23 protein-coding genes, 1 other RNA gene and 1 other annotated feature are annotated in these 26,340 nt (G+C 44.3%); of the genes, 4 read left to right on the plus strand and 20 right to left on the minus strand.

Annotation, left to right across the window (positions count from 1 at the left end; translation table 11 throughout):
• Nucleotides 1-126: 126 nt before the first annotated feature.
• Genes mnmA through cymR form a run of 3 tightly spaced genes read right to left on the minus strand, consistent with a single transcriptional unit; the run spans nt 127 to nt 2,867 of the window.
• A complete protein-coding gene (gene mnmA / locus ACIGG7_RS06840; protein WP_397549226.1) occupies nt 127-1,242 on the minus strand; it encodes a tRNA 2-thiouridine(34) synthase MnmA in 1,116 nt (371 codons plus the stop codon).
• Between the two features lie 49 nt (nt 1,243-1,291).
• Complete coding sequence (locus ACIGG7_RS06845; protein ID WP_224940039.1) at nt 1,292-2,434, minus strand: cysteine desulfurase family protein; 1,143 nt, start codon at nt 2,432-2,434, stop codon at nt 1,292-1,294.
• Between the two features lie 13 nt (nt 2,435-2,447).
• Nucleotides 2,448-2,867 (minus strand): cysteine metabolism transcriptional regulator CymR, encoded by a 420-nt coding sequence (cymR, locus tag ACIGG7_RS06850; RefSeq protein ID WP_044339554.1) that lies wholly within the window; start codon nt 2,865-2,867, stop codon nt 2,448-2,450.
• A gap of 198 nt (nt 2,868-3,065) precedes the next feature.
• Between cymR and ACIGG7_RS06855 the strand changes: the two genes are divergently transcribed.
• Both ACIGG7_RS06855 and ACIGG7_RS06860 read left to right on the plus strand, forming a co-directional pair.
• A complete protein-coding gene (locus ACIGG7_RS06855) occupies nt 3,066-4,340 on the plus strand; it encodes a replication-associated recombination protein A (protein ID WP_397549227.1) in 1,275 nt (424 codons plus the stop codon).
• A 362-nt stretch (nt 4,341-4,702) separates the two neighbouring features.
• Nucleotides 4,703-5,422, plus strand: a complete 720-nt coding sequence (locus tag ACIGG7_RS06860; protein ID WP_397549228.1) for a protein-glutamine gamma-glutamyltransferase — start codon at nt 4,703-4,705, stop codon at nt 5,420-5,422.
• Nucleotides 5,423-5,544: 122 nt separating this feature from the next.
• Here ACIGG7_RS06860 and ACIGG7_RS06865 read toward each other — a convergent pair whose 3' ends face one another.
• The 5 genes from ACIGG7_RS06865 to ACIGG7_RS06885 are packed head-to-tail and all read right to left on the minus strand — an operon-like array spanning nt 5,545 to nt 9,283.
• Nucleotides 5,545-6,495: an ABC transporter permease gene (locus ACIGG7_RS06865; protein ID WP_397549229.1), complete on the minus strand. Its 951-nt coding sequence runs from the start codon at nt 6,493-6,495 to the stop codon at nt 5,545-5,547.
• Entirely contained in the window at nt 6,488-7,414 is a 927-nt protein-coding gene (locus ACIGG7_RS06870; protein ID WP_397549230.1) for an ABC transporter ATP-binding protein, read from the minus strand. The genes ACIGG7_RS06865 and ACIGG7_RS06870 overlap by 8 nt, the downstream gene beginning before the upstream one ends.
• A complete protein-coding gene (locus tag ACIGG7_RS06875) occupies nt 7,411-8,124 on the minus strand; it encodes an ABC transporter ATP-binding protein (RefSeq protein ID WP_397549231.1) in 714 nt (237 codons plus the stop codon). The genes ACIGG7_RS06870 and ACIGG7_RS06875 overlap by 4 nt, the downstream gene beginning before the upstream one ends.
• A gap of 2 nt (nt 8,125-8,126) precedes the next feature.
• Nucleotides 8,127-8,501, minus strand: a complete 375-nt coding sequence (locus ACIGG7_RS06880; protein ID WP_397549232.1) for a GntR family transcriptional regulator — start codon at nt 8,499-8,501, stop codon at nt 8,127-8,129.
• A 2-nt stretch (nt 8,502-8,503) separates the two neighbouring features.
• Nucleotides 8,504-9,283 carry a hypothetical protein gene (locus ACIGG7_RS06885; RefSeq protein WP_397549233.1) on the minus strand — a complete coding sequence of 260 codons (780 nt, stop codon included), beginning with the start codon at nt 9,281-9,283 and terminating at the stop codon, nt 8,504-8,506.
• Nucleotides 9,284-9,423: 140 nt separating this feature from the next.
• Here ACIGG7_RS06885 and ACIGG7_RS06890 point away from each other — a divergent pair, with 140 nt between their 5' ends.
• A complete protein-coding gene (locus ACIGG7_RS06890; protein WP_224940031.1) occupies nt 9,424-9,786 on the plus strand; it encodes a hypothetical protein in 363 nt (120 codons plus the stop codon).
• Nucleotides 9,787-9,848: 62 nt separating this feature from the next.
• Here the strand turns inward: ACIGG7_RS06890 and ACIGG7_RS06895 are convergent, their stop codons facing one another.
• The 5 genes from ACIGG7_RS06895 to ACIGG7_RS06915 all read right to left on the minus strand — a co-directional run bounded on the left by ACIGG7_RS06895 (nt 9,849) and on the right by ACIGG7_RS06915 (nt 14,685).
• On the minus strand, nt 9,849-10,613 hold the full coding sequence (locus ACIGG7_RS06895) for a tRNA threonylcarbamoyladenosine dehydratase (RefSeq protein WP_224940030.1): 765 nt from the start codon (nt 10,611-10,613) through the stop codon (nt 9,849-9,851).
• Between the two features lie 198 nt (nt 10,614-10,811).
• Nucleotides 10,812-11,001: non-coding RNA, 6S RNA (ssrS, locus tag ACIGG7_RS06900), on the minus strand.
• A 70-nt stretch (nt 11,002-11,071) separates the two neighbouring features.
• Nucleotides 11,072-12,838, minus strand: coding sequence for an aspartate--tRNA ligase (gene aspS / locus ACIGG7_RS06905; RefSeq protein WP_397549234.1), 1,767 nt, complete (start codon nt 12,836-12,838; stop codon nt 11,072-11,074).
• Nucleotides 12,839-12,868: 30 nt separating this feature from the next.
• Complete coding sequence (gene hisS / locus ACIGG7_RS06910; protein ID WP_397549235.1) at nt 12,869-14,143, minus strand: histidine--tRNA ligase; 1,275 nt, start codon at nt 14,141-14,143, stop codon at nt 12,869-12,871.
• Between the two features lie 65 nt (nt 14,144-14,208).
• Nucleotides 14,209-14,438, minus strand: a binding site (T-box leader).
• Nucleotides 14,439-14,508: 70 nt separating this feature from the next.
• Nucleotides 14,509-14,685, minus strand: a complete 177-nt coding sequence (locus ACIGG7_RS06915) for an RNA polymerase subunit sigma-70 (protein ID WP_098353229.1) — start codon at nt 14,683-14,685, stop codon at nt 14,509-14,511.
• A 177-nt stretch (nt 14,686-14,862) separates the two neighbouring features.
• Between ACIGG7_RS06915 and ACIGG7_RS06920 the strand changes: the two genes are divergently transcribed.
• Complete coding sequence (locus ACIGG7_RS06920) at nt 14,863-16,623, plus strand: N-acetylmuramoyl-L-alanine amidase family protein (protein ID WP_397549236.1); 1,761 nt, start codon at nt 14,863-14,865, stop codon at nt 16,621-16,623.
• A gap of 59 nt (nt 16,624-16,682) precedes the next feature.
• Here the strand turns inward: ACIGG7_RS06920 and dtd are convergent, their stop codons facing one another.
• The 7 genes from dtd to secDF form a co-directional block, all read right to left on the minus strand.
• Complete coding sequence (gene dtd, locus ACIGG7_RS06925) at nt 16,683-17,126, minus strand: D-aminoacyl-tRNA deacylase (protein WP_224940026.1); 444 nt, start codon at nt 17,124-17,126, stop codon at nt 16,683-16,685.
• Between the two features lie 13 nt (nt 17,127-17,139).
• On the minus strand, nt 17,140-19,329 hold the full coding sequence (locus ACIGG7_RS06930) for a RelA/SpoT family protein (RefSeq protein WP_224940025.1): 2,190 nt from the start codon (nt 19,327-19,329) through the stop codon (nt 17,140-17,142).
• Between the two features lie 259 nt (nt 19,330-19,588).
• On the minus strand, nt 19,589-20,101 hold the full coding sequence (locus ACIGG7_RS06935) for an adenine phosphoribosyltransferase (protein WP_044339542.1): 513 nt from the start codon (nt 20,099-20,101) through the stop codon (nt 19,589-19,591).
• Nucleotides 20,092-22,455 carry a single-stranded-DNA-specific exonuclease RecJ gene (gene recJ, locus ACIGG7_RS06940; protein ID WP_397549237.1) on the minus strand — a complete coding sequence of 788 codons (2,364 nt, stop codon included), beginning with the start codon at nt 22,453-22,455 and terminating at the stop codon, nt 20,092-20,094. Before recJ ends, ACIGG7_RS06935 begins: the two co-directional genes overlap by 10 nt.
• 116 nt (nt 22,456-22,571) lie before the next feature.
• Nucleotides 22,572-22,907, minus strand: coding sequence for a LapA family protein (locus ACIGG7_RS06945; RefSeq protein ID WP_224940023.1), 336 nt, complete (start codon nt 22,905-22,907; stop codon nt 22,572-22,574).
• A gap of 14 nt (nt 22,908-22,921) precedes the next feature.
• Nucleotides 22,922-23,848 (minus strand): cation diffusion facilitator family transporter, encoded by a 927-nt coding sequence (locus ACIGG7_RS06950; RefSeq protein ID WP_397549238.1) that lies wholly within the window; start codon nt 23,846-23,848, stop codon nt 22,922-22,924.
• Nucleotides 23,849-23,952: 104 nt separating this feature from the next.
• Nucleotides 23,953-26,217: a protein translocase subunit SecDF gene (secDF, locus tag ACIGG7_RS06955; RefSeq protein ID WP_224940021.1), complete on the minus strand. Its 2,265-nt coding sequence runs from the start codon at nt 26,215-26,217 to the stop codon at nt 23,953-23,955.
• Between the last annotated feature and the right edge of the window lie 123 nt (nt 26,218-26,340).

The following is a 26,340-nucleotide window of genomic DNA, read 5'->3' on the forward strand; positions in this document are numbered from 1 at the left end:
ATTCCTGCTTATCGATACTAGTATAACATAAGGGACACCCTACAATGGAATTCATCCATGATGAAAAAAAGGACTGAGAGATCAGAGATCGTACATCTCCTTTTCTCAGTCCTTTTTGAATTGATATTATCCGACGTATGTCAGCTTTTTCTCATCCTTGAAGATCGTATCAATCGTTCCTCCACCCAGACATTCATCTCCATTGTAGAAAACAACTGCCTGTCCTGGAGTTACGGCACGGATGGGCTCATCAAAGATGACCTTCACCTTTCCGTCTTCCATCGGTACCACCGTGACTTTGTTATCATCCTGGCGATAACGGAATTTAGCCGTACACGTGAATTCAGAAGGTTTAACCCCATTCGATGTCCAATGAACATCCGTCGCAAGGATGGAATCTGAATATAAGGCAGGATGCTCGAAGCTTTGACCTACGTACAGGACGTTTCTTTCAAGGTCCTTACCGATGGCAAACCAGGGTTCACCCGCTCCACCGATACCGAGTCCGTGACGCTGTCCGATGGTATAATACATCAATCCATCATGTTTGCCCATCACTTCCCCATCAAGCGTTTCCATCTTACCTGGCTGCGCCGGGAGGTAGTTACTTAAGAAATCTTTGAAGTTCCGCTCTCCAATGAAGCATATCCCCGTACTGTCTTTCTTCGTTGCCGTGGCAAGTCCTGCTTCCTTGGCAATTTCACGGACCTTTTTCTTATCGATTCCACCAAGTGGGAACATTACTTTCTCAAGCTGCTCCTGTCCCAGCTGATTGAGGAAATACGTTTGATCCTTATTGTTATCAACACCGCGCAGCATTTTGTACTCGCCATCACGATACTCAACCTGGGCATAGTGACCCGTTGCCAGGTAATCTGCACCTAACTTTAATGCATGCTCAAGAAACGCCTTGAACTTGATCTCTTTATTGCACATCACATCCGGGTTCGGTGTTCTTCCTGCTTTATATTCATCCAGGAAGTACGTAAACACTTTATCCCAGTATTGTTTCTCAAAATTCACAGCGTAGTAAGGAATCCCAATTTGGTTACAGACACGAATAACATCGTTGTAATCTTCGGTTGCCGTACACACTCCGTTCTCATCGGTATCATCCCAGTTCTTCATGAAAATCCCGATGACTTCATAGCCCTGTTGCTTTAATAACAACGCGGCCACTGAAGAGTCCACGCCCCCGGACATCCCAACGACCACTCTCGTATCCTTTGGTTCTTTCTTCACTAACGCCACCTCCTTTTTTCCGTTCATGCGCCCTAATCGGACGACCATCTTATGTGGTTAATCTCTTCACAATCTTTGCGACTTCATGGGCAGTCCTGACAATCTGCTCCTCCGTATTCCCTAGACCAAAGCTGAAGCGGATGGAATTCCTTGATTTCTCGGACTGCTTCCCATACATGGCCACAAGCACATGTGAAGGCTCTATAGATCCAGCCGTACAAGCGGAACCGCTCGAAACAGCAATGCCTGACATATCTAAATTCACCAGCATGGACTCTACATCCGTGCCAGGAAAGCTTAAGTTTAGCACATGGGGTAATCCATGCTCAAGGGATCCGTTCTCTTCGAATTCAATCCCCTCACCAGCTAAGGTTTCTTTTAATAATTTCTTCAGATCAGAGAGCATGCTATGCTTTTCTTCAACAGAGTGCTGGGCAAGTTCCACTGCCTTCCCAAGCCCTGCAATTGCCGGGACGTTTTCTGTTCCCGCACGGCGCTTTCGTTCCTGCTCACCGCCGTATAACCCCGGCTGAAGGTCCACACGTTTATGGGAATAAAGAAAACCGATTCCTTTAGGACCATTGATCTTATGCCCTGAAACGGAAAGCAGATCGACCCCCAGCTCCTGCACATCCATGGCAGTCAATCCGAAAGCCTGTACAGCATCTGAATGAAAATATGCCTGATGATTCTTTAACAAATCCCCAATCTCTTTGATGGGCTGAAGTGTTCCTACTTCGTTATTCCCAAACATGATGGTCACAAGGATGGTATCACCACGGAGTTCATTTTGCAGGTCCTCCATTGAGATCCTTCCTGAACGATCCACAGGCAAGTAGGTGACCTCAAACCCTTTGGATTCAAGAAATGTACAAGCATGCAAAACCGCATGATGCTCGGTTTGTGTTGTAATGATGTGCTTTCCTTTATCCTTATTAGCCTCGGCGGTTCCGATGATCGCTAAATTGTCTGCTTCCGTTCCGCCACTTGTAAAAATGATATCATTGTAGTCTGCATGAATGCTTGATGCAATGACGGTCCGGGCATGATCCACCAGATGTCGTGATGCACGCCCAAATGAATGAATGCTTGATGGGTTCCCAAAGGACTCCTTCATCACCGCTGTCATTTCATCAATTACTTCAGGATGCATGGGCGACGTTGCAGCATGATCCAGATACACTCTTTCCATTGATTGTTACCTCCTAGATATAGAACATGTACGCATCAGATTCCCCGTCATCAGAATGACTTGCCAAATCTTCTATCGTTGTATTATCGAGTACTTCCTTGACTGCGTCCCGAATACGGATCCACAATTCGCGTTTAGCAGGTTCTTCATCTTCGATACCTTCTACAGGACTGATCGGCCCTTCCAGGATTCGGATAATATCCCCCGCTGTGATTTCTGATGGCTCATGACCCAATACATACCCTCCGTATGCTCCGCGAATGCTTCTAACAAGACCGCCGTTTCTCAGTGGAGCGACAAGCTGCTCAAGATAATGTTCAGACAGTTCATGCTGCTGTGCGATGGTTTTCAGTGAGGTAGGTCCCTCACCATGTCGTTTTGCAAGTTCTATCATAATCGTTAGACCATATCGGCCTTTAGTTGATATCTTCATGTTCCAGCACCTCTACTATATTTAATAACGTCACGTTCAGACGAATATTTCTTATGCATTGACTTTGTTATTATAGCATATCCGCCCTTCCACTGTGAAAGGGACGGCATCATCTTCTCTTATCCACATTATTTCCCTTCATGCCATCTCCTGTGATAAAGTGATGGTAATTAGAACGTCAGTTTGGAGAGATGTTTCATGTCGATAAAACCACTTGCCTTCAAGATGAGACCACGTACCATTGAAGAAATTATCGGGCAGCAGCATTTAGTCGGAGGAGGGAAAATCATCGACAGGATGGTAAAGGCGAAACAGCTTTCATCCATGATCCTGTACGGACCACCAGGCATTGGAAAAACATCCATTGCAAGCGCCATTGCCGGAAGCACCAAGTACCGGTTCAAAACCCTGAACGCCGTCACGAATAATAAAAAGGATATTCAGATCGTGGCAGAGGAAGCAAAAATGTCAGGTAAAGTGATCCTTCTATTGGATGAAGTCCATCGCTTGGATAAAGGAAAGCAGGATTTCCTGCTTCCTTATTTAGAGAATGGGATGATTACATTGATCGGCGCTACAACGAGCAATCCTTATCATGCCATAAACCCTGCGATACGAAGCAGATGCCAGATATTCGAATTGAAGCCTCTGTCGATCGAGGAAATGAAAATCGCATTGACCCGTGCGATTCAGGACGACGAACGTGGATTGGGAGGATATTCACTGGATGTATCGGACGAAGCCATCGAACATTTTGCAAGCAGCAGCTTCGGAGATGTAAGAAGTTCATTGAATGCCTTGGAATTGGCTGTGCTGTCCACTTCACCGGATGACGACGGTGTGATCCATATCGATGTCACGATTGCGGAAGAATGCCTTCAGAAGAAAAGCTTTTCACATGATAAAGACGGCGATGCTCATTATGATGTTGTGAGTGCCTTTCAGAAATCGATTCGCGGAAGCGATGTGAATGCAGCACTTCACTATCTTGGAAGACTCGTTGAAGCCGGAGACCTTCCAAGCATCGCACGCAGGCTACTCGTGATTGCCTATGAAGATGTCGGCCTTGCAAATCCCCAGGCGGGTCCAAGAACACTCGCGGCAGTCGAAACCGCCGAGAAAATTGGTTTCCCTGAAGCGAGAATTCCGTTAGCCAATGCGATCATTGAACTTTGCCTCTCACCTAAATCGAACTCGGCCATTATGGCCATCGACCTGGCCCTTGCAGATATCCGAAAAGGGAAGAGCGGCGATGTGCCTGACCATTTGAAAGACGCCCATTATCAAGGTGCAAAGGAACTAGGCAGAGGCCTTGAATACAAATATCCACACGATTATGAATCAGGATGGGTGCCTCAGACGTATCTGCCTGAAAAATTGGGCAAAGCCAAATATTACAGTCCAAAATCGACCGGGAAATTTGAACAGGCGATCGCCCAGGTGTATGAGAAGATTAATAAGCAGATGAAATAACTGTTGCGAAGACGGATTGTGTGAAAAACACCTACTTATGACTCGAGTAGGTGTTTTTTTGACCTGTTATGTTGAAAAAAACGTTGATCGATCAACCTAATGAAGTTGTCATTCTGATAGAGTGCAATACTTTCTGCTGATGCGGGTCCACTTAATGGGTTATCGGGCCACTTTGGGACTTTATTGGGCCACTTAAGCAGTTTATTGGGCCACTTTCTACCTCTATTGGGCCAGAATCAGAGTTTAATGGGCCAAATGGTGAACCTTCAGATCACAATACCTGTGCCCACATTTTTTATAATGTTGATACCATATTCCATCTCCTCATCATACATTAGTAAAAAAGCCCGGAGGTGTATGGATTGATCATCATTGAAAATGAAACATCACCTAAGGATTTACCGAACCTGACTCCTGTTGAAAAAAACATTTTCACTACGTTAAAAGAAAGCCCAACCGACTACCGATATACAAACCTTTCAGAACTCAAATACGAGTTGAAAGTAAGAGAAAGAATAATCGCCAATGCGAAAGCGATGAATGATGGAGACGCCACTTTTTCAGCTTTCGAACATTCCAAGTTCAACCCGATCTACTGGACCAAGACCCCTTACGGCTATCAGCTCAATGACTCGAAGCTTCCATCAGATGCCATCGAGGATATTTTCACGAACAGTTCTGCCTACAGCTTTGAATGTGTCACAAGCATTGTTGTGCTTTACTATAAATCCATTCTCGATACGATCAGGACCCCTTATTTCAACCGGCTATATTCATCACTTCTTGTGTGGGGGCACAACTATGATGACGACCTTCCAATGGTCACGTATGAAGGGCTTGATTATATCCCTGGAGATGTTTATTACTTCTTTAATCCCGACTTCGAAGATCCGATCTGGATGGGTGAGAACTCAGTCTTTATTACAGAAGATCAGTATTTCGGTCACGGTGTGGGACTCATGACTCACGATGAAATGATTGAAGCATTGAACACTCTCCGGAAAAAGGAGGCAACGAAATCCGCTTACTTACTTGAGCAGGTCACACGCCTGAAATTTTCTGATTTGTATCGATACACATAAAAAGTGACGGACTATGATGAGTCCGTCACTTTTTGGTGTTCTTTCTTATTTGTAAGTCGGGGTCACAAAAAGGCAAAGTAAGTTATGCTTGTCGGTCCAGTTAGAGCCGCCGTGACTTATTTCTACGCCGCTACATCCCTCTTATTGAATACCAGGAATGCCAGCGCTTGGAAAATGATGAAATAGATAACGAGCATTGTAATCGAAAAGCCCATCGTCATCCCGTCCACCAATGGAGGGGTGAAGCCAGTATATTGAGTCAGGTCTGTGTTAGCGAACAGACTGTACTTCGCCCAGTCGAATTTCAAGGCAAGAAGGCTCGTTGCATTCCCCCCTACGAATAAGAGGAATAAAGAAATTCCGATAGCAAGGGAGCTGCTTCTGAACACTGCAGAAATCATGAAGGCCATCGTAGCCATCATGACAATGTTGATAGTTTGTAATAAATACGTTTTGATCAGGTAACCCACAATATTCTGCTCGACAACCTTCCCGTCCACGAAAGCCAGATGAGTGGACTGATCTGTTCCGCCGAACAAGATAAGGCCCAGAAGTAGGGAAACAACGAATAATAATAACAGCATGCTCATGCCGTATAATATGACAGTAACGTATTTGGAGAGCAGGATTTTGGTTCGCGAAATAGGACGGATGAGCAACAGCTTGATGGTGCCCCAGCTGAATTCACTCGCGACGATGCCCGCTGCCACGATGATGGCGAAGAGCCCTACAACGAGAACGATATTGGCATTCGTCTCAACGAATGTCCAAGTTGTTTCCTGTACTTTTGGTTCGATATCGTTTTCTATTCGATATTCGTTAATCGCGATTCTTCGTTCGGTGTCTTTTTTTATAAATTTATTCAATTCGGGATTTTCACCCAACATCTGCTTATCCGATTCCACCTGCGCTGAAAGTTCCTGTTTCCAATTATCCATTTCTTTCGCTTTCATGTCACTATACTTGGTGAAGGCACCTGTCACACCAATAATCAGAATCAACAAGCCAAGCATGACATACGTCCCGACCCGCTTGAAGATTTTGATCCATTCATTTCTAATAAGACTAAGCATGAACTACCTCTCCTTTGTCATTTGTAATTTCCAGGAATCTATCTTCCAGTGTTTTGGCTACAGGCATTACGCTGTATATTTGCACACCGGCTTCTACCATTGACCGTATGACTTCAGGTACTTGTTCTTTTGTCAGGGCCACTTGCACCTGTTTTCCTTGAGCTTCGAATTTGATTCCGGATTCGAATGCATTAAGAACGGCCTTCATTTTATCCACTTCATCGATTTCGAAGTGATATACCTGTTCGGAACCTTCTACAAAGTCCCTAACTTGTTGCACATCGACTAGCTTTCCGGATTGGATGATCCCGATTCGGTCACACATCATCTCCATTTCGGATAATAAGTGACTCGATACAATGACCGCCATACCTTCTTCCTCGGCAAGCTTTCTGATATAGGCACGAATCTCACGGATCCCCGCAGGATCGAGACCATTTGTCGGTTCATCAAGGATGAGGAGCTTCGGCTTATGGAGAAGGCACTGGGCGAGACCCAAACGCTGTCTCATTCCAAGGGAGTACGTTTTCACCTTGTCATTGATGCGATCAGTCAGTCCGACCAGTTCAATGACTTCTTTCATCCGTTCATCGGTAATCCCCTTTTGCATGCGGGCAAAGTGCTTTAAGTTCTGATACCCTGACATGAACTTGTAAAGTTCGGGGTTTTCAACGATGGCGCCCACATCCTTGATGGCACCTTCAAAGTCTTTCTTGATGCTTTTGCCTGAGATGAGGACATCTCCTTTTGAGATATTCATCAACCCTACGATCATACGGATCGTCGTCGTTTTACCTGCTCCGTTTGGCCCGAGGAAACCGAACACTTCTCCTTCATACACGTCAAACGTTAATTGATCAATGATGGTCTTGCCTTTGATGACTTTGGAAACACTTTGCAATTGCACAACCGGCTTCATCGTTTCAACTTCCCTTCTGATTTTGTTGTTTTCTTCAACCATTGCAGAACTGATAGACCTTCTGATTCTCTCAGCTCTTCCACATCGCATTGTCCTTTGATTTCGCCGTCGGAGATGATGTATGCCTCATCGAGAATCGCTTCGATCTCATCGATTTCATGCGTGGCAATGATCACGGTCTGATTTCCGAAATCAATATAGGATAGGAGACCTTTCACGATTGTGTCCCTCACCATGGGATCCAGTCCCGAGAAGGGTTCATCAAGAAGCAGCACCTCGGTGTTCCGGGAAAGTGCCAGTACCAGCTTCAGCCTGCCCCGATTCCCTTTTGACAAGTGCTTGATCTTCTTCCCCCTGTCGAGTTCCATGAATGTGACCAGTTCATCCGCTCTATCTGGATCAAAATCTGGGAACTGAGAGGCATAGAACCGGATCATCCCTTCAACGGTGAAAGCTTCATAAAACATATCCAACTCGGTCAAATAGGCCACTTCATTCGCAATTTTCCTGGTGACCGGTTTGCCATTCAAGGTAACCGTCCCCTTATTGGGGAGCACAAGACCGGCAATCATCTTTAATGTCGTGGATTTTCCACTGCCGTTTGGACCAAGGAGACCATAAATCTTTCCCTTTTGAAATTCAAATGAGGTATCGTTCAATGCTATTTCGTTCCCGTACTTTTTAGTGACACCATCAAATTTTACAACCAACTCTATTCCCCTCCTTTCTCACTTAGATATTTTTCCACTCCCTGAATCATCTGTTCTTTTGTCAGACCAAGTTCCTTCATATTTTGAATGAAAGATTCGATCACTTCCTGCTGAACCTTTTCATTCATTTCGGAAAGAACGTCTTCCCTTTCCGTCACGAATGTTCCCTGCCCTCTTTTCGTCTCCACAATGTCCATCCTCTCTAATTCACTGTACGTTCGTTGAATGGTATTCGGGTTCACCCCGGATTGAACGGCCATATCCCGGACAGAAGGCAGCTTTTGCCCAGGAGATAATTCTTTCCTGACGATTTCCCGGATGATGCGGTCAGCAATCTGAATATATATCGGTTTGGAGGCTGTATAGTCTTCTGACATATCTACACCTCAACCTTGCGATCCAATAGTCTGCAGGAAATCATCAATACAATGATCATGATCACTCCTTCAAATAAGAAAGGAAGGACCGGTAATGGAATGGTTTCAGGATTAAAACCGGCATTCATCTCATTTGCTTCCACTGAGAAAAATAATCCGGAACTCACCTTCACAGTTAGGGTTTCAAAGAAAAGTTTCTCCACCCAATCGATGCTCATCAGAAAGGCAACCACACTTTGATACAAAATGATGAATCCTGCAATAATGATCCAGCGCATGTTCTTTATAGACGGATATTTTGAAAGGGAATGGTATAGCGTCCATAAGAAGATTCCCCATCCCGAAAAGTAGAGACCGACAATGGTCACGCCAAGATTAAAGAGAATCCCCTCTTTTACCGGCCAATACGAAAATAGCGAGGACTCTGGATAAAGAAGCATCATCAGGACCCCTAAGCCATCTACTAGTAATAGAGACAATGTAGAGTATAAAAAAGCAATAATCACCTTAGGTAATAAAAGCATGTATCCCCCATGAGGACTGTGCAGCCAAAGCTGCGTCTTCCCCTCCAAACGGAGCATGGAACAGACCATTACCGGAAGAAAGGCTATATGGAAAACACCGATCATAATGAGGAAAAGTTGAGAAATACCTGGCTCATTGACATATTCACCAATGACCACCCCTATGATGAAAAGCAGAAAAAGAATGGCAATCCAGCCATAAAACCATGTGCTTGAAGTTTTAAAGTCTTTCCATAGAAGACCTTTAAATGCAGTCATATTCACTCCTCCGTAACGTGTTTTAGTGTTCTAGTTAGATAGTACACTAAGACATCTAGAAAGGTCAATCACTTTTTCCCTTTTAATGGAATTGTTTTTTTAGCACGTTGAGTAAAGCTAATATACAAGGGGGATGGAAGATGGATAAAAAAAGGCGTCACTGGACTCCAGAAGAAGAACAAACAGTAAAGGAAATCGTCCAGAATTACATGGATAAGGGCAAGTCAAAAAGAAAAGCGTTTGAAGAAGCTGCTCGAATGATCGATCGTTCTCCAGGCACATGCTCCCATCGATATTATTCAAAGATTCATAAAAAGCAGGATGAGTTTTCATTGGAAATGTGTATCGCCTTTCTAAAACAGGGATTAAACGATGATTCCACAAAAGAAAACCTTCAGCTACTCAATGAAAAAGAGCGATTATTGTTGGAACAGAAGGAACTGAAGAAAAATTATACGAAATTAAAAATGATGCAGGCTAAAGAGGTTCATCATCCACTATGAGGCATTGATTGGACAAAAAAAGGACTGAATCCACCTTGGAATTCAGTCCTTTTTGAAGGCCATTATTTATCTTTTACCCTTTTTATTTCAATGTCTTTCAATAGCTGATTCATCACATGGCTTGCTGCGATCAAACCTGCCACTGAAGGAACGAAGGCGTTGGAAGATGGAGGTAGCTGCGCTTTACGAATCTTCGCATCGTCTTTTCCTACTTCCTTGCGAATATCTTCACGAATGACGATTGGACTTTCATCAGAGAAAACGACCGTCACTCCTTTTTTAATGCCCTCTTTTTTCAAGCGTGTACGGATTACTTTTGCAATTGGATCTGTATGGGTCTTGCTGATGTCGGCAATTTTAAAACGTGTCGGATCGGTTTTATTTGCCGCACCCATGCTTGCTATTAGAGGAATATCCCGTTTCAGGCATTCCTTCATCAAATGAATTTTATAGGAAATCGTATCAGAAGCATCAATGACATAATCCAATCCCTGATTGAAGAATTCTTCGTATGTTTCTTCTGTGTAGAACATTTTCAAAGCGATGACTTCACAGTCTGGATTAATATCTTTAATGCGGTCCCGCATGAGATCGACCTTTGGCTGGCCCACTGTCGACAGCAGCGCATGCACCTGACGATTCACATTCGTGATGTCCACATCATCTTTATCCACTAACACTAGACGGCCTACACCTGACCGGGCTAACGCCTCAGCTGCAAAGGATCCCACTCCCCCGATTCCGAGTACTGCCACCGTGCTGTCTTTAAGGGTTTGAAGGCCTTCCTTGCCGATCGCTAGTTCATTACGTGAAAACTGGTGTAGCAAAATAATCAACTCCATTATAAGTATTCAACTAGGTTTATACTGAATTAGAATAAAGGATACAGAACCGAAAATCAATATGAAATGTTGTCCTTCTCTTTCGTTTACCCCATTAAGAGGATGTTTAGTCCCATTAAAAAAGCCAGGCTGGTACCAGCCTGGCTTTCACTCTATAAGATCATTGTTATCATTCATGATTGGACGAGTCCCAATCGTGCCGTCGCCATCATTTCCTTCGTTTTGAACCCGCTCTCGGCAGGTGGGTGCTTTATTCCACTATTTGTTAGTCCCCGGCACGGGGCATGAACGCCTAGCAGAAATGTCAAGCTCCCAAAGTTTGAAGTGTTCGGTCAAAACTGTTAGGTAAAAACGTCGCACACATCAGGACTCGTTTGTAATTGTATACATAATATCATATCACCATGTTGATTTCAACGAATGACCCCCGGTATTTAGTTACATTATTCTACATCGAGCGACAAAGATAGCTCTTTTAATTGTGTGTTGCTGACTTCACTTGGCGCATTTGTCAGTACACAGCTTGCACTCGCCGTTTTCGGGAAAGCAATCGTATCACGAAGATTCGTGCGACCTGCAAGAAGCATCACTAAACGGTCAAGACCAAGGGCAATCCCCCCGTGTGGAGGTGTTCCATATTCAAATGCTTCCAATAGGAAACCGAATTGCTCTTCTGCTTCTTCTTTAGAGAAACCAAGTACCTTGAACATTTTCTCCTGAATGTCGCGCTCGTAAATCCTGAGTGATCCCCCTCCAAGTTCGTAGCCGTTCAAGACAAGGTCATATGCTTCGGCGCGAACAGATGCCGGGTCTGTTTCGAAAAGCTCTAGATCTTCTCTTACTGGCATCGTGAATGGGTGGTGGGCAGCATAGTAACGGTTCTCCCCTTCATCAAACTCAAGGAGCGGCCAGTCCGTCACCCACAGGAAGTTGAATTTTGTTTCATCAATCAGTTTTAAATCTTTTCCTAATTTCAAACGGAGAGCACCAAGGGCATCTGCCACTACTGATTTCTTATCCGCAACAAACAGTAGCAGGTCTCCTGTCTCTGCATGTGCTGAAGCTGAAATCGCGGAAGCATCTTCTTCTGTCACAAATTTAGATATCGGCCCTTTCAAGCCTTCCTCTTCCACCTTCAGCCAGGCTAGTCCTTTGGCTCCGTAACGGGAAACAAATTCCGTCAACCCATCAATGTCCTTACGGGAATACTGTGAAGCCGCACCTTTCACATTGATCAATTTCACCTGTCCACCGTTTGCGACAGCACCTGAGAAGACTTTGAAACCTGATTCCTTCACGATTTCAGATACATCGATCAGTTCCATTTCAAAACGTGTGTCCGGTTTATCAGATCCGTAACGGCTCATGGCATCGTCATACGTCATTCTTGGAATAGGCAATGAAACATTCACGTCTTTCACGTCACTCATCAGCTGTTTCATCATGTCTTCGACTAGTAAGATGATCTCCTCTTTGTCCATGAAGCTCATTTCCATATCGATTTGTGTGAATTCAGGTTGACGATCAGCACGAAGGTCTTCATCGCGGAAACAACGGGCGATTTGATAGTAACGATCGAAGCCGGATACCATCAAGAGCTGTTTGAAAATCTGCGGTGACTGAGGCAGTGCGTAGAATTCCCCTTCATGTACACGGCTCGGTACCAAATAATCACGTGCACCTTCTGGCGTACTCTTTGTTAAGATAGGTGTTTCAATGTCCAGGAATCCGTTGTTGTTCAAAAAGTTTCGGAACGATGTGGTGACATTATGACGCATTCTCAAGGTTTCCATCATCGCCGGACGACGAAGATCCACATAACGATGTTTCAAACGTACATCCTCTGACACTTCCATTTGATCATCGATCATGAATGGCGGTGTTTTGGCTTCATTAATGATTTGAACCTCTTCTACGTGAATTTCCACTTTTCCGGTCTTCAGGTTAGTATTTACCGTTCCTTCGCCTCTTGCCACAACCGTACCAGTAACGCTTAAGACATATTCATTACGAATCTTCTCAGCAAGGGCAAGCGCTTCTCCAGATAAGTCAGGATTGAACACAACTTGAACGATTCCCTCCCTGTCACGCAGATCGATGAAGATCAATCCACCAAGGTCCCTCCTCTTCTGTACCCAGCCTTTAATCGTGATTTTTTCACCGATGTATGATTCTGTTATGTCTCCACAATACGCCGTTCTTTTCGTCATCTTGTTCTCCTCCTTGTATAATCAACAGGTCTATTTTCCAAGCTTGTTCTTGATATTTTCAACGAAGCGGTCCAGGTTTATTTCTTCCTGTTCACCTGTAGACATATCTTTCAGGTTAATTTTATTCTCCTTTAATTCGTTATCCCCGATCACAGCCACGTATTTCGCTTCATATCGATCAGCCGCTTTAAATTGACCCTTCACCTTACGATCGAGATAATCCTTCTCTGAAGAAATACCGTTAGATCTTAAGTCGTGAAGAAGCTTGACGGCATAATCCTTGGCCTCTTCCCCTAGTGATACAATGAAGCACTCGACTCCCTTCTCAATCGGGAGCTCGACACCTTCTGCCTCTAATGCAGAAAGAAGTCTTTCGATACTAAAGGCAAATCCGATTCCAGGTGTCTCAGGACCGCCGATCATTTCGACCAGGCCGTTGTAGCGTCCCCCTCCACAAAGAGTCGTGATGGCTCCAAAGCCCTCTGCATCACTCATGATTTCAAAGGCAGTGTGATTATAATAATCAAGGCCGCGAACGAGTGTAGGATCCACTACGAAATCCACGTCCATACCGGATAAATGTTGTTGGACCTTTTCAAAATATGTTCTTGATTCTTCATTCAGGTAATCAAGAATGGAAGGTGCTGTAGACATCAATTCATGATCGCGGTCTTTCTTGCAATCAAGGATACGCAATGGATTCTTCTCTAAGCGATTCTGACAATCGCCGCAGAATTCATCGATTCTCGGTTTAAAATGATTGATCAATGCCTCTCTGTGGGCATTTCTGCTGCCGGAATCTCCAAGGCTGTTAATCACAAGCTTTAATTGAGTCAGTCCCAATTTCTTGTAAATTCCCATTGCGAGTGATATGACTTCTGCATCAATCGCCGGATCTTCACTTCCGAGAGCCTCGACACCAAACTGAACGAATTGACGATACCTGCCGGCTTGTGGTCTCTCATAACGGAACATCGGTCCAGAGTAGAAGAGTTTCGTCGGCTGATTGGGATGACCGAACATTTTATTCCCTACAAAGGATCGGACGACGGAAGCGGTTCCTTCAGGTCTGAGCGATAAGCTTCTCCCTCCGCGGTCTTCAAACATATACATTTCTTTTTGGACGATATCCGTCGTATCTCCCACTCCCCGTGTGAATAATTCACTCGCCTCGAAAATAGGGGTGCGAATTTCTTTATATTGATAGTTATGACAAAGAGTCTTCGCCACTTCCTCAACATACTGCCACTTTTCCACTTCACCAGGCAGGATGTCCTGTGTACCTCTTGGAATCTGAATGGACAAGATGATTTCCTCCTTAAGCTGAACTTTATGTAAATAAAAAAAGCCCTCAATCCCTTGTATCATATACAAGGGACGAGAGCTGTTATTCCCGTGGTGCCACCCTAATTGAAGTCGATTAAGACTTCCACTTAGCCAGTTAACGCCTGGTACGTTCTTCTCCTACTAACAGTGCGTTTTCAGAGAGAAACCTCCTGAGTGTTCATTCACTAAGTCACATTGTAGAAATGCTCTCAGCCAAGACATTTCCTCTCTTTACACGTGGGGTTTAGCTACTATGCTCGATCAACGGTTTTTGTAAATGTTATTTTATTTCTATAATGATACGGATGCCGTAAGTTCATGTCAAGAGGTTAAAGAAAATTTCGTCAGGATCTCTCCATTTTCTTTTTTAACAACTTCACTTCCCGTAACGATAACCCGAATTCAGATGCCAACTCAACGTTAAGAGCATCTTTTTCACGTTCCAAAAACTGATGGAAGTCCACTCCAAATAACTGGTTATCCCCATTTGCATTCATAAACCCTTTTTCACTTGACCTCAAGTCCCATCATCCTTTCAAAAACATTCCTACCCTTATCATTTCCAATTACCTATTTTTATTTCGTATTAGAGGGATTTTATTTTTTTTATCGTATTAGAACACTAAGGATTTTTTCAGGAAATATACAGTGTTGTTCAACACTTGGGGAGGAAGATCCGATATTAAAAAGGGTGTTTGATGAATATTATGGAGGTGAAGAAGATTAAGAAAGTACTAGCATCAATATTGATTGTGCTCTTGATGTCCCCATTTCAGCCTGGTGTGGAAAATGTGCGTGCTGAAACAGGAAAGGCGACGATCAGCGTTTCGACCCTGAACGTCCGGACCGGACCTGGACTCAGCTTCCCGGTTCTCACAAAAGTACATAGAGGGGAAGAGTACAAGATAGTAGACTCACAAAAGGATTGGTATAAAGTAAAAACAAAAAGTGGTGAAGGCTGGGTCGCAGATTGGCTCGTCTCAGTAGAAACCGCAGAGACAGGAGACTCCTCTTCCTCCTTTAATGGCCGGGTAAACACCGACGGTCTCAGGGTTAGAAAAGGGCCCAGCACATCCGACGGGATTGTGACGGTACTTCAAAACGGGGATACTGTGACCGTGACAGATAAAGAAGGAGATTGGCTTCTTATTGAATCCGGGAGCACCCGTGGATGGGTTCACCATGATTTTATTTCGGAAACAAATTCCACTCCGTCTAAAAAAAGTGTGAACAAACAAGGAATCATCACAGATGACGCCTTGAACGTCCGGAATTCTCCATCTCTGCAAAGTAGCGTTCTCGGGGTATTAAATAAAGGGGATGCTGTAGAAGTGACAGGGAGCGTATCCGGATGGTACGAAATAAAGTTCGGGAACGATAAAGCCTGGATCAGTGAATCTTATTTAGAATTCTCTTCAGGCGGTGGTACTTCAAGTGAAAAGGCTGAAGAAACCTCAACCTCTGAAAACCTGACAGGTATCATCACGGTTCACGGCTTGAACGTTCGGGATGATACGTCCCTGAATGGCCGCATCGTCGGTAAAGTATCCAAAGGGGAACGATACACATTATTGAAAGAGAAAAACAACTGGTATCAAATTAAGCTCTCCAACGGAAATAAAGGATGGGTTGCCGGCTGGTATGTACAAAAAACGGTGACAGCCGCTGCTCATGAGGATAACACCTCGGATGAAAATATCACCATTTTATATAACGGGACCAATGTTCGCAGCGATGCAAGTACCTCTGCAAATGTCTTACTACGTGCGACAAGCGGTGATTCATTCCCCGTCAAAAGTAAAGACGGAGATTGGTATGAGGTAAGATTACCTGACGGCAGCTCTGGTTTCGTAGCCGGCTGGGTCGTGTCGATCCGTTCTGCTGCAGGGGAAAATACCACGCCGCGTAAACGAAGCGGCGGCCTTCAAGACAAAGTGATCGTAATCGATCCAGGACATGGAGGAAGAGATAGCGGGACTACAGGAGCCAGTGGCACACTGGAGAAGCTCTTGACCATGAAAACCGGGGAACTACTTGCTGAAAAATTGAAAAGTGCCGGGGCAAAAGTCATTTTAACCAGGAAAACCGATGAATATTTATCTTTACCTTCAAGGGTATCATTATCTCATTATTATCAGGCCGATGCCTTTATCAGTATTCATTTCGACAGCATTATGGATTCTTCCATCGCAGGTCATACCACATACTATTATCAGAATCAGCAAAAGGATCTGGCAGATGATATCCACGGAAGCCTTTCAGATCGATTACCTACCATGGACCGCGGTGTCCGCATAGGTGATTATCACGTCATCCGTGAAAACAATCGGCCCGCTGTCCTATTAGAGTTAGGTTTCCTCAGTAACCCTACTGAAGAAGCGAATGTAAATACTCAGTATTTCCAAGATCTTGCCGCCACGGCCATCTACCATGGGTTAGGCGATTACTTCTCAGAGTGATGCAAGGCAACAAGCAATAAAAAGGCTGATCCCGAAAACATATGGGATCAGCCTTTTTATTAAGATTTACTTTCGATTATAAGAGTCACTGGACCGTCATTGGTGAGATTCACATCCATCATCGCTCCGAAAACGCCTGTTTCCACCTTTACCCCTTTACTTTCCAGAATAGCATTAAAGGAATCATAGATGGACTCAGCATGAACAGGTTTGGCCGCATTCATGAAATTCGGTCTTCTTCCTTTTCGGACGTCACCATAAAGGGTGAATTGAGAAATAGAGAGAATCTCTCCCCCTGTATCCAGAAGGGAATGATTCATCTTCCCCTCTTCATCCTCAAAGATGCGCAGATTGACAACCTTATCTGCAGCATAACGGGCATCCTCTTCTGTATCCTCATGGGTGATCCCTACAAGCAGGACAGCTCCTGAACGGATTTCCCCTTTTACTTCTCCATCAACAGTGACAGAGGCTTCTTTACTTCTTTGAAGTACGACTTTCATAAAGAGATCTCCTTTAGTTCATGATTCTTCTTACGGCATAAATATCTGATATCTGTTTGATCCTTTCAACCACCTTGTGCAGATGAGAGATGTTTTGAATCGAAATCGACATATTGATTGTGGCTACTTTGTTCCGGTCCGATTTGCCACTGACAGCCGATATATTCGTCTTCGTTTCATTCACCGCCTGAAGTACTTCGTTCAAAAGGCCTCTCCGATCATAACCGGAAATTTCGATATCGACATTGTATTCCTTACGATCATTGCCATCACTTTCCCACGATACAGGAATAAGTCGCTGCTCGACCCCGTCTGCCATGACATTGGTACAATCGGCACGATGCACTGAAACACCGCGACCTTTCGTAATAAAGCCGACGATTTCATCACCCGGAACAGGGCTACAGCATCGTGAAAGCCGGATGAGGAGATTATCGATGCCCTCTACCTGTACGCCTGCATCTTTTTTACGTTTGACAGGTTGAGCATTCAATTCCTTCATCGTTTCTTCCAGGCTGTCTTCCTGTTCACGCTGCTTCCGGTGTTTATCCGTTAAACGGTTGGCGATTTGAGCCGCTGTGATCCCGTTATATCCAACAGCGGCATACATATCATCCTCGTTGGAGAAATTGAATTTTTCGGATACACGCTTTATATTTTCAGGGTTAAGGATTTCTTTCACATCAAAATCCTGATTCTTGATTTCTTTTTCGACCAGCTCACGGCCTTTTTCAATATTTTCTTCCCTACGCTGCTTCTTGAAGAACTGTTTGATCTTATTTTTCGCCTGGGAAGTCTGAGCAAGTTTCAGCCAGTCTTGACTCGGCCCGTAAGAATGTTTGGACGTGAGAATCTCGATGATATCCCCCGTTTTCAGCTTGTAATCCAGGGTGACCATCTTTCCGTTAACTTTTGCTCCAATCGTTTTGTTTCCGATCTCAGAGTGTATGCGGTAGGAAAAGTCGATGGGAACGGATCCTGACGGCAATTCCAATACGTCGCCTTTCGGTGTAAATACAAAGACCATATCGGAAAAAAGGTCGATTTTAAGAGACTCCATGAATTCTTCTGCATTGGCTGATTCATTCTGGAACTCCAATATCTCCCTGAACCAAGAGAGTTTTTTCTCAAATGAGACAGGTTCGTTAGCTTCTTTCCCTTCTTTGTATGCCCAGTGTGCGGCTACCCCGTACTCGGCGATCTGGTGCATTTCAAGGGTCCTGATTTGAACCTCAAGCGGATCTCCCTTAGGACCGATGACCGTCGTATGAAGAGATTGATACATATTCGGCTTCGGCATGGCAATATAGTCCTTGAATCTGCCCGGCATCGGTTTCCAGCACGTGTGGACAATTCCTAACACAGCATAGCAGTCCTTGATGCTATCGACTACGACTCGTACGGCCAATAGGTCATAAATTTCATTGAACTGCTTGTTTTGAAGAGCCATTTTTCGATAGATGCTGTAAATATGCTTAGGACGCCCCGAAATTTCCGCAACAATTTTCACATCGCCCAGCTTATCCTTTACCTCATTGACGACTTCCTCTAAATACTCTTCACGCTCAGCACGCTTTTTCTTCATAAGATTGACAATTCGGTAATACTGTTGAGGGTTTAAATATCTCAACGAAGTATCTTCTAATTCCCACTTAATCTTCGAAATCCCTAAACGGTGCGCTAAAGGAGCAAAGATTTCAAGTGTTTCATTCGCAATTCTCCGTTGCTTTTCCTGTGGTAAATGTTTCAATGTCCGCATATTGTGAAGGCGGTCAGCCAATTTAATCAGGATGACACGAATATCCTGAGCCATGGCCACAAACATTTTCCGGTGATTTTCAGCCTGCTGCTCTTCATGTGATTTGTATTTAATTTTTCCGAGCTTCGTGACCCCATCAACGAGCATAGCCACTTCTGCATTGAACGCTTCTTCAATTTCACCAAGAGAAATACCCGTATCCTCCACCACATCATGAAGAAACCCTGCGGCGACGGTTGCCGGATCCATTTCTAAATCCGCCAGTATCCCTGCCACCTGGATGGGATGGATGATGTAGGGTTCACCAGACTTTCGGTATTGCTCACTATGGGCATCCCTTGCATATTCATATGCTCTCTGGACCATCTTGACGTTCTCATCATTTAAGTATTCTCTTGTCTTATCAATAACCTGTTCAGGGGTTAGTACTTGATCTTTCGCCATGATCAAAATCACCTTTGTATTTTAATATTGTTCAGTATGACTCCATTTTAATGTTGTTACTATTATCAAAAAAAAAAGAGGTTCTGTAAAGTGTTTAGAGAAAAAATATCAGAATCCATCTAATTTTGTCGAATGATGTCGTTTCTGTAAGAAATCATTAGAAATTAAAAAAATAAGGGCTGACATGTAAACCAGATGTCAGTCCCTTATTTCAGTATATCACAAAGTGTGTCCGTTTATCAGATTTTGATAATCGAAATTAATATTGCATTAATGTAAGAATGTCGTAGTTATCAAGCTTGTCACGACCGTCAAGGTAGGTTAGCTCGATTAAGAACGCAGTACCGGCAACAATTCCACCAAGCTCTTCAACAAGTTTGATCGTTGCTTCGATGGTACCACCTGTTGCAAGTAAGTCGTCCGTAATCAGAACACGCTGACCAGGCTTGATGGCATCTTTATGGATCGTCAGAGCATCTTTACCATACTCAAGTCCGTATTCCTTCTGGATCGTTTCACGTGGTAATTTACCAGGTTTACGAACTGGGGCAAAGCCAACACCAAGTGCATAGGCCACTGGGCAGCCGATGATGAAACCTCGTGCTTCCGGTCCTACAACCAGGTCGATTTGTTTTTCTTTTGCATATTCGACGATTTGATCTGTCGCGTATCTATAAGCATCACCATTATCCATCAATGTTGTGATGTCTTTAAACTTAATTCCTTCTTTCGGCCAGTCCTCAACGATTGTAACATATTGTTTTAAGTCCATGCTTTTACTTCCTCCTCAATTGTAACAGACTCTTCCATCCTTTCATTAAACCAAGTCTTCAACTCTTGATAGGAAGAATATAACAATTCGTTTTCAAGCTCGTATTGTTGTTGTTTCTTCTGATATGTTCGAGATTCAGAAAGATCTTTCTTGGTTTTCGCAGGATTAAGAGAAATAAATCCATTGTCTATTGTAACAAACTTCAAATCAAAAAACACCTGTGACATGAAATCGATCGTTTCTTTTGACCAGCCTTTGTATTTGGCAAGGTCATCTCCGTGCTTATTGACATCGAATGATCCACGCTTGGTCAAGAAACCGTAGTACCATTTGAAATGGTCACGGGTCGGCATTGTGCTGAAGAAATGATCTTCTTCCTGGAAGAAGTGAGCATAGACCCGATCCGGTCGCCCCTTCTTCAGAAGCTCAGCAAGCAGAGGCTTGGAGGACGGCAGATCCAGGAGAACGAGGCTCGCCTTGTCAGTTGACAGTCCCTCAAGATCTGAGCTTTCTTCTAATAGAAACACTTCTTCTTTTTGGAGATTCAGTCTAGTCAAAGTGGACGGATGAAAACAGATTAATTTCTTGTTTCCTGCAGGAATCAGTTCATTCCATTTATGGAATTGTTTAATCCCCCGCACATCAAATAATTGCCAATGATCGATTTTCACATCATGCAAAAACACCTGAGGTTTTTTGCGGTTATTCCATTCATTTATTGATAATTCACCAATCACAGAAGCGTTCGAGAATGGTGTCATATGGTCAGCGAGTTCACCAAGGCCGAACCCTACACCATCCAATTGGACACCGTTATCCTCTAGGACAAGCTTCAAATGATTCTGTTGGGATCCTATTTTTTTATAGTGTCCGATGCTTACGTTATCGATGATCCACTTTGGCTTCGGATTCTTCATTCCAAACGGTGCCAGAAGCTGAAGCTTTTCAATCGATTCCACTGAGATTTCATCCACCGTGACAGGTGCATCAAGTTGGGTGACGGGGATGAAGTCCTCTTTCGTAAGTTCTGCCTCGGCCAGCTCGTTCAACCGACTCCTCAGCTGTTCGACATCGTCTAATTGCAGGGTCATCCCGGCAGCCATAGGATGCCCCCCAAAGTGGGGAAGGATATCACGGCAGGTGGAAAGATTCTTGAATAAATCAAATCCGACAATGCTTCGCGCCGATCCTTTCGCCGTTCCTTTTTCTGAATCGTAGCTGAGCACGATGGTTGGACGATAAAACTTATCCACCAGACGTGACGCAACAATCCCGACGACTCCAGGGTTCCAGCCTTCTTTTCCGATGATTAGTACAGAATTAGTTTCAAGAGGAAAGTCCTTCTCCACCATCTCCACTGCTTCCTCGGTCATTTTCGACACAATCGCCTGTCTTTCTTTATTTAAGCTGTCTATTTCTTCTGCAAGCGCCTTTGCTTCCTCTGCATCTTCTGTAAGCATGAGATCGACGGCAGGATCTGCATCCCCTAAACGACCGACGGCATTAATGCGGGGAGCAATCATGAAACCGACCGTTTCTTCCGTTATCTCCTGCTGCTGGGCATTGGCAAGTTTGCATAGAGCTTTAATGCCCAATCGGTTTGTGACACGGAGCTGAGCCAGACCACGCTTAGCGAGAAGCCGGTTCTCTCCTCTTAGGGGAACCAGGTCAGCAATGGTACCGATTGCTGCAAGATCCAGTAAGTGGGTAGGCAGTTCACCATAAAGGGCATGAGCCAGTTTGAAAGCGACCCCTACCCCGGCAAGTTCCCCGAATGGATAAGCCGTTTCCCCGACTTTTGGATGAAGAAGGGCATACGTTTGAGGCAATTCCGGACCAGGTTCATGATGATCGGTAATGATCAAGTCCATATCAAGCTCTTTGGCCAACTTCGCTTCGTTTACCGCCGATATTCCCGTATCGACTGTAATGATGAGTGAAAAATCCTCATCCTTCGCCCAGCGGAAAGCCCCTTCATTCGGGCCATACCCTTCACTAAAACGGTTCGGGATATAGAATTCCACTTCCGCTCCAAGGTCTTTGAGTACGGTCATCATCACCGACGTACTGCTGACCCCGTCAGCATCATAATCACCATAAACAAGAATTCGTTCACCGTTTTCGATAGCTTTATGAATTCGTTCGGTTGCTTTTTTCATATCTTCAAATAAAAATGGATCATGAAAGGAGTCGCCTGTATCAAATAAAAAATTCCGGGCTTCTTCAACATTATCCAAGTCCCGGTTGATCAATAATTTCGCCACAAGCGAGGGTACCTTTAGTTCATTTGCAAGTTCTGCTATTTTATTTTCGTCTGATTCTGTTAATATCCAACGTGTTTTTGAGTTTAACATACGTTCACCCCTCAGCCTTACTCATTATACAAAAGTGAGGGGGTTGTTTCAATGTAAATACGAGGCTGGTATTCCCGAAAACAAAAAAAGCCTGGTGACAAAAGCCACCAAGCCTATTATTCTCCTACTTCCCCTACTGAGTCAGGGGCTCGTTTCTTTAATGGGATATCTTCCGTTTTTACTTTATGCATTCCTTCAGCCTGTTCCCTCAATAACCGGTTTTCTTTTTCCAGGGATTTTACCTTTCGCTGGACGACGAATAATCGGAACAGTCCAACGGATCCGACGATGATGCCACCCATGAAGACAGATCCAAGTATGACTAAAATAAGAGGCCAGTCGGATTCACCGAATAAATAATTGACAGTGACGGGATCGACGTTGATGACAGCGAAAACCGAAACAACCAACGCAAAGAAAATACCTAATAATAAAGTCCATTGAAATTTCATGAGATTTCCCTCCCTTAACTTAAGTCTATTTGGTCATCACTTTCTTCAGAAGTCGGATTGAATGGATTGATATGGATAAATACATCATTCACATTCGATTCCACCAGGAGCTTCTCTTTCACTCTCTTCCCGACGCGGTGACCCTCTTCTACCGTCATGAAAGGATCAACGCTGATCTTTAAATCAATGATGACGTAGTGTCCATGTTCCCTTGCATGCAGCTCGTTGATTTCTTTCACCTCGGGGACGGACTCAACGATTTTTCGAAATGGAAGGATATCTTCTTCATGCATGACGTGATCAAGTGTCGTATGTATGGATTCCGCCCCTAAATGCCAAGCCATCCTAAGTACAAGCAGGGAAACGAATATCCCTGCGACCGGGTCCGCATATACGAGCCAGCCGATATCGAACTTGCCGCCAAGGATGGAAGCTGAAATCCCCACTAGAGCCGCAATGGAAGAGAAGACATCCGAGCGATGTTCATACGCATTTACGATCAATGCATCACTCTTTATTCTCTTACCCAAACGATATTTATATTGAAACATCGCTTCTTTCACAATGATGGAAATGATGACAGCATAAATCGCGATGGCTGTTGGAGGAGAAAGGGGATGAAAGAATGATTCGATCGATGATTTCCCAATTTCAATCCCCACCAAGAACAACAGGACCGCAACGATGATGGCAGCAATCGATTCCGCCTTTCCGTGACCATAAGGGTGATCTTGATCAGGAGGCTGTTTCGCAGCCCGTAAACCGATGAAGACGGCAAGGGATCCCGCTACATCCGAAGCAGAGTGAACCGCATCGGCAATCAGTGCTCTACTATTTCCAAGAATACCGGCTGCCCATTTAATAATCGCCAGTACAATATTCCCCACCACGCCGATCATGGCGGCAAATTCAGCTTTTTTAAAACGATCATCATCATTCATTTCGCGGCACCTCCCTTATAACTCCTATTATTGTAACCCAATGCCGTAAAAAAACAAAAAAGAATAGGTCCGGGAAGATACATCCCCCGCACCTATTCTCCATGTTATACCTGTGGTTCATCCGACCACGTTTTCTTTTCTCTTACGGTTTTGATGGTTCCTTTTTTCTTCAGTTCTTTCTTCTTCATGACAAGCCATACCTGAGAGGCAATGAACACAGAAGAATAGGTACCAGATATCAATCCGACCAATAATGCAATGGAGAAGTTACGGATGGACTCACTTCCGAAGATCATGAGTGCAAGGACCGTGAACACAACGGTCAGAACCGTATTGACGGAACGTCCCATCGTTTGCCTGATACTTTGGTTTACCACATCTTCAATGTCTTTATCCGTCTTCAATCTACGCTTCTTGTGCAGGTTTTCCCTGAGCCTGTCGAAGGTGACGATCGTATCATTGATTGAATACCCGACAATCGTCAGGACGGCTGCGATGAATGTGATATCCACTTCAAGCCTTGTAAGACTGAAGAAAGCGATGATGAAGAATGCATCATGCAGGAGGGCAAGGATTGCACCCACTGCCATTCTCCACTCAAAGCGGAAGGTCACGTAAATGATGATCCCGATGGACGCAATCGCCACAGCAATCATAGCGTTCTTCGCAAGCTCTTTCCCTATTACTGGCGATACGGTGCTGACGTTAGGCTCGGCACCATACAGCTTGTTAAAATGATCTTTTAGTTTAGCGACTTCATTCTTGTTCAGGTCATCCGTATAACGTACGACAGCAATATTATCTTTATCTCCTGATATCACTACATCATCAGAAGGTAATTTCATTTCCTTGAGTTCGTCCTGAACCTGTTCCGTCTTCAAACTTTGATCGGCCAGTATTTCCATACGGGAACCATGAACAAAGTCGATCCCGAGATTCAATCTGAAGATCGCAAGGATAATGATCCCGGCTGTAATGAGTATAGCCGACAATGTAAAGAATTTCTTACGCTGTGCGGCAAAATCAAAGCGGTCAAAACGGGTAGGCAGATCCAGTGTATCGTAGTTCTCCGCCAGATCTTTGATTTCGGATTTTTTGACCCCGAACCAGCCCGGCTTTTTATTAAAGATACGGCTGTTTACCCATAGGCCGAGTAACAGTCGTGAACCCCATACCGCCGTAATGAAGCTTGTCAGGATACTGACTATCAGCATCGTTGCGAATCCTTTAACCGAACTTGTCCCATAGAAGAAGAGTACGGCCGCTGCAAGGATGGTGGTTACGTTGGCATCCAGGATCGTTAAGAAAGAAGATTTATTACCTGCCTGGAATGCCGATCGTATCGGCTTCCCGACCCGCATTTCTTCTTTGATCCGTTCATACGTGATGATATTGGCATCGACGGCCATCCCCACCCCGAGGATAAGGGCTGCAATTCCCGGTAGGGTAAGAACCCCATTCATCAGATCAAAAATCAACAGTATCAAGTAAATGTAAACTGAAAGGGTGATTGTCGCGATCAGTCCCGGGAAGCGGTAATACGCTATCATGAATAAGAAAATGATGGCGATTCCGATAATCCCGGCAGTAACGGTTTTATCCAGTGCCTGCTGACCGAATTGAGCTCCCACAGATGTGGAATATTTCTCATCCAGTTTAACAGGTAGTGCCCCTGCATTTAAGAGGGAAGCGAGATTCTGGGCGCGTTCAACCGTGAAGTTCCCTTCAATGATGACTTCATCCGAGTTGATTGGCTTGCTCACCCCAGGATCGGAGATGAATTTCGGATCTTCCTTCCCTACTTCAGCTTTGTAAGAATCTTTTCCTTCCTCGAAATCCAGCCAGATGACAAGCTGATTCTGAGGAGCCATGGCTGAAATTTCTTTTGTTAACTCATAGAATTTAGAACGATCTTTCAGTTTCAACGAAACGATCGGGTTGTTCTTATCATCAAATGTTTGCTTGGCTGAATCTGATTCAAGATCTGATCCGTCCAGACGGACTTTGTCGTTAACGTCACGGAACGTCAGATTAGCTTGAGTGGAAAGGATCTCCCTTGCTTCGTTCTGATCCTCTACACCCGCAAGTTGAACACGGATGCGGTTCCCGTCTTCAATTTGGATGTTAGGTTCACTGACTCCCAGTACGTTAATACGCTTGTCCAGTGCATCTGCTGTATTGGCGACGGTCTCTTTCGTAATTTCCTGACCTTTTTTGATCGGCTGAACTTCATAAAGAACTTCAAACCCACCCTGCAGGTCCAATCCCAATTTAATGTTATCTACAATACTCTTCGTTGTTCCTCCCATAGTACCTGCAAGCAATACCACAAGTATAAAGAAGGCGATTATTCGGCCACGCTTTACCATTATGTATAGATCCTCCTTGCCGTTTTAAAAACCATACGAACTATGTGCTTCAAAAAGTAATATAATTCCTGAAAACTTCACCTTTCTCATTATCTACGAGAAAGAAAAGGGTGTCAATTTCTT

The sequence above is a fragment of the Rossellomorea sp. NPDC077527 genome (assembly GCF_044542955.1).
Taxonomy (GTDB): domain Bacteria; phylum Bacillota; class Bacilli; order Bacillales; family Bacillaceae_B; genus Rossellomorea; species Rossellomorea aquimaris_E.

Coding starts and splice junctions, on each gene's coding strand:
- ACIGG7_RS06845 (WP_224940039.1), bottom strand. CDS start 2,434: ATGGAAAGAGTGTATCTGGATCATGCTGCAACGTCGCCCATGCATCCT.
- cymR (WP_044339554.1), bottom strand. CDS start 2,867: ATGAAGATATCAACTAAAGGCCGATATGGTCTAACGATTATGATAGAA.
- ACIGG7_RS06855 (WP_397549227.1), top strand. CDS start 3,066: ATGTCGATAAAACCACTTGCCTTCAAGATGAGACCACGTACCATTGAA.
- ACIGG7_RS06865 (WP_397549229.1), bottom strand. CDS start 6,495: ATGCTTAGTCTTATTAGAAATGAATGGATCAAAATCTTCAAGCGGGTC.
- ACIGG7_RS06870 (WP_397549230.1), bottom strand. CDS start 7,414: ATGAAGCCGGTTGTGCAATTGCAAAGTGTTTCCAAAGTCATCAAAGGC.
- ACIGG7_RS06880 (WP_397549232.1), bottom strand. CDS start 8,501: ATGTCAGAAGACTATACAGCCTCCAAACCGATATATATTCAGATTGCT.
- ACIGG7_RS06885 (WP_397549233.1), bottom strand. CDS start 9,283: ATGACTGCATTTAAAGGTCTTCTATGGAAAGACTTTAAAACTTCAAGC.
- ACIGG7_RS06890 (WP_224940031.1), top strand. CDS start 9,424: ATGGATAAAAAAAGGCGTCACTGGACTCCAGAAGAAGAACAAACAGTA.
- aspS (WP_397549234.1), bottom strand. CDS start 12,838: ATGACGAAAAGAACGGCGTATTGTGGAGACATAACAGAATCATACATC.
- ACIGG7_RS06920 (WP_397549236.1), top strand. CDS start 14,863: ATGAATATTATGGAGGTGAAGAAGATTAAGAAAGTACTAGCATCAATA.
- dtd (WP_224940026.1), bottom strand. CDS start 17,126: ATGAAAGTCGTACTTCAAAGAAGTAAAGAAGCCTCTGTCACTGTTGAT.
- ACIGG7_RS06930 (WP_224940025.1), bottom strand. CDS start 19,329: ATGGCGAAAGATCAAGTACTAACCCCTGAACAGGTTATTGATAAGACA.
- ACIGG7_RS06935 (WP_044339542.1), bottom strand. CDS start 20,101: ATGGACTTAAAACAATATGTTACAATCGTTGAGGACTGGCCGAAAGAA.
- recJ (WP_397549237.1), bottom strand. CDS start 22,455: ATGTTAAACTCAAAAACACGTTGGATATTAACAGAATCAGACGAAAAT.
- ACIGG7_RS06945 (WP_224940023.1), bottom strand. CDS start 22,907: ATGAAATTTCAATGGACTTTATTATTAGGTATTTTCTTTGCGTTGGTT.
- ACIGG7_RS06950 (WP_397549238.1), bottom strand. CDS start 23,848: ATGAATGATGATGATCGTTTTAAAAAAGCTGAATTTGCCGCCATGATC.
- secDF (WP_224940021.1), bottom strand. CDS start 26,217: ATGGTAAAGCGTGGCCGAATAATCGCCTTCTTTATACTTGTGGTATTG.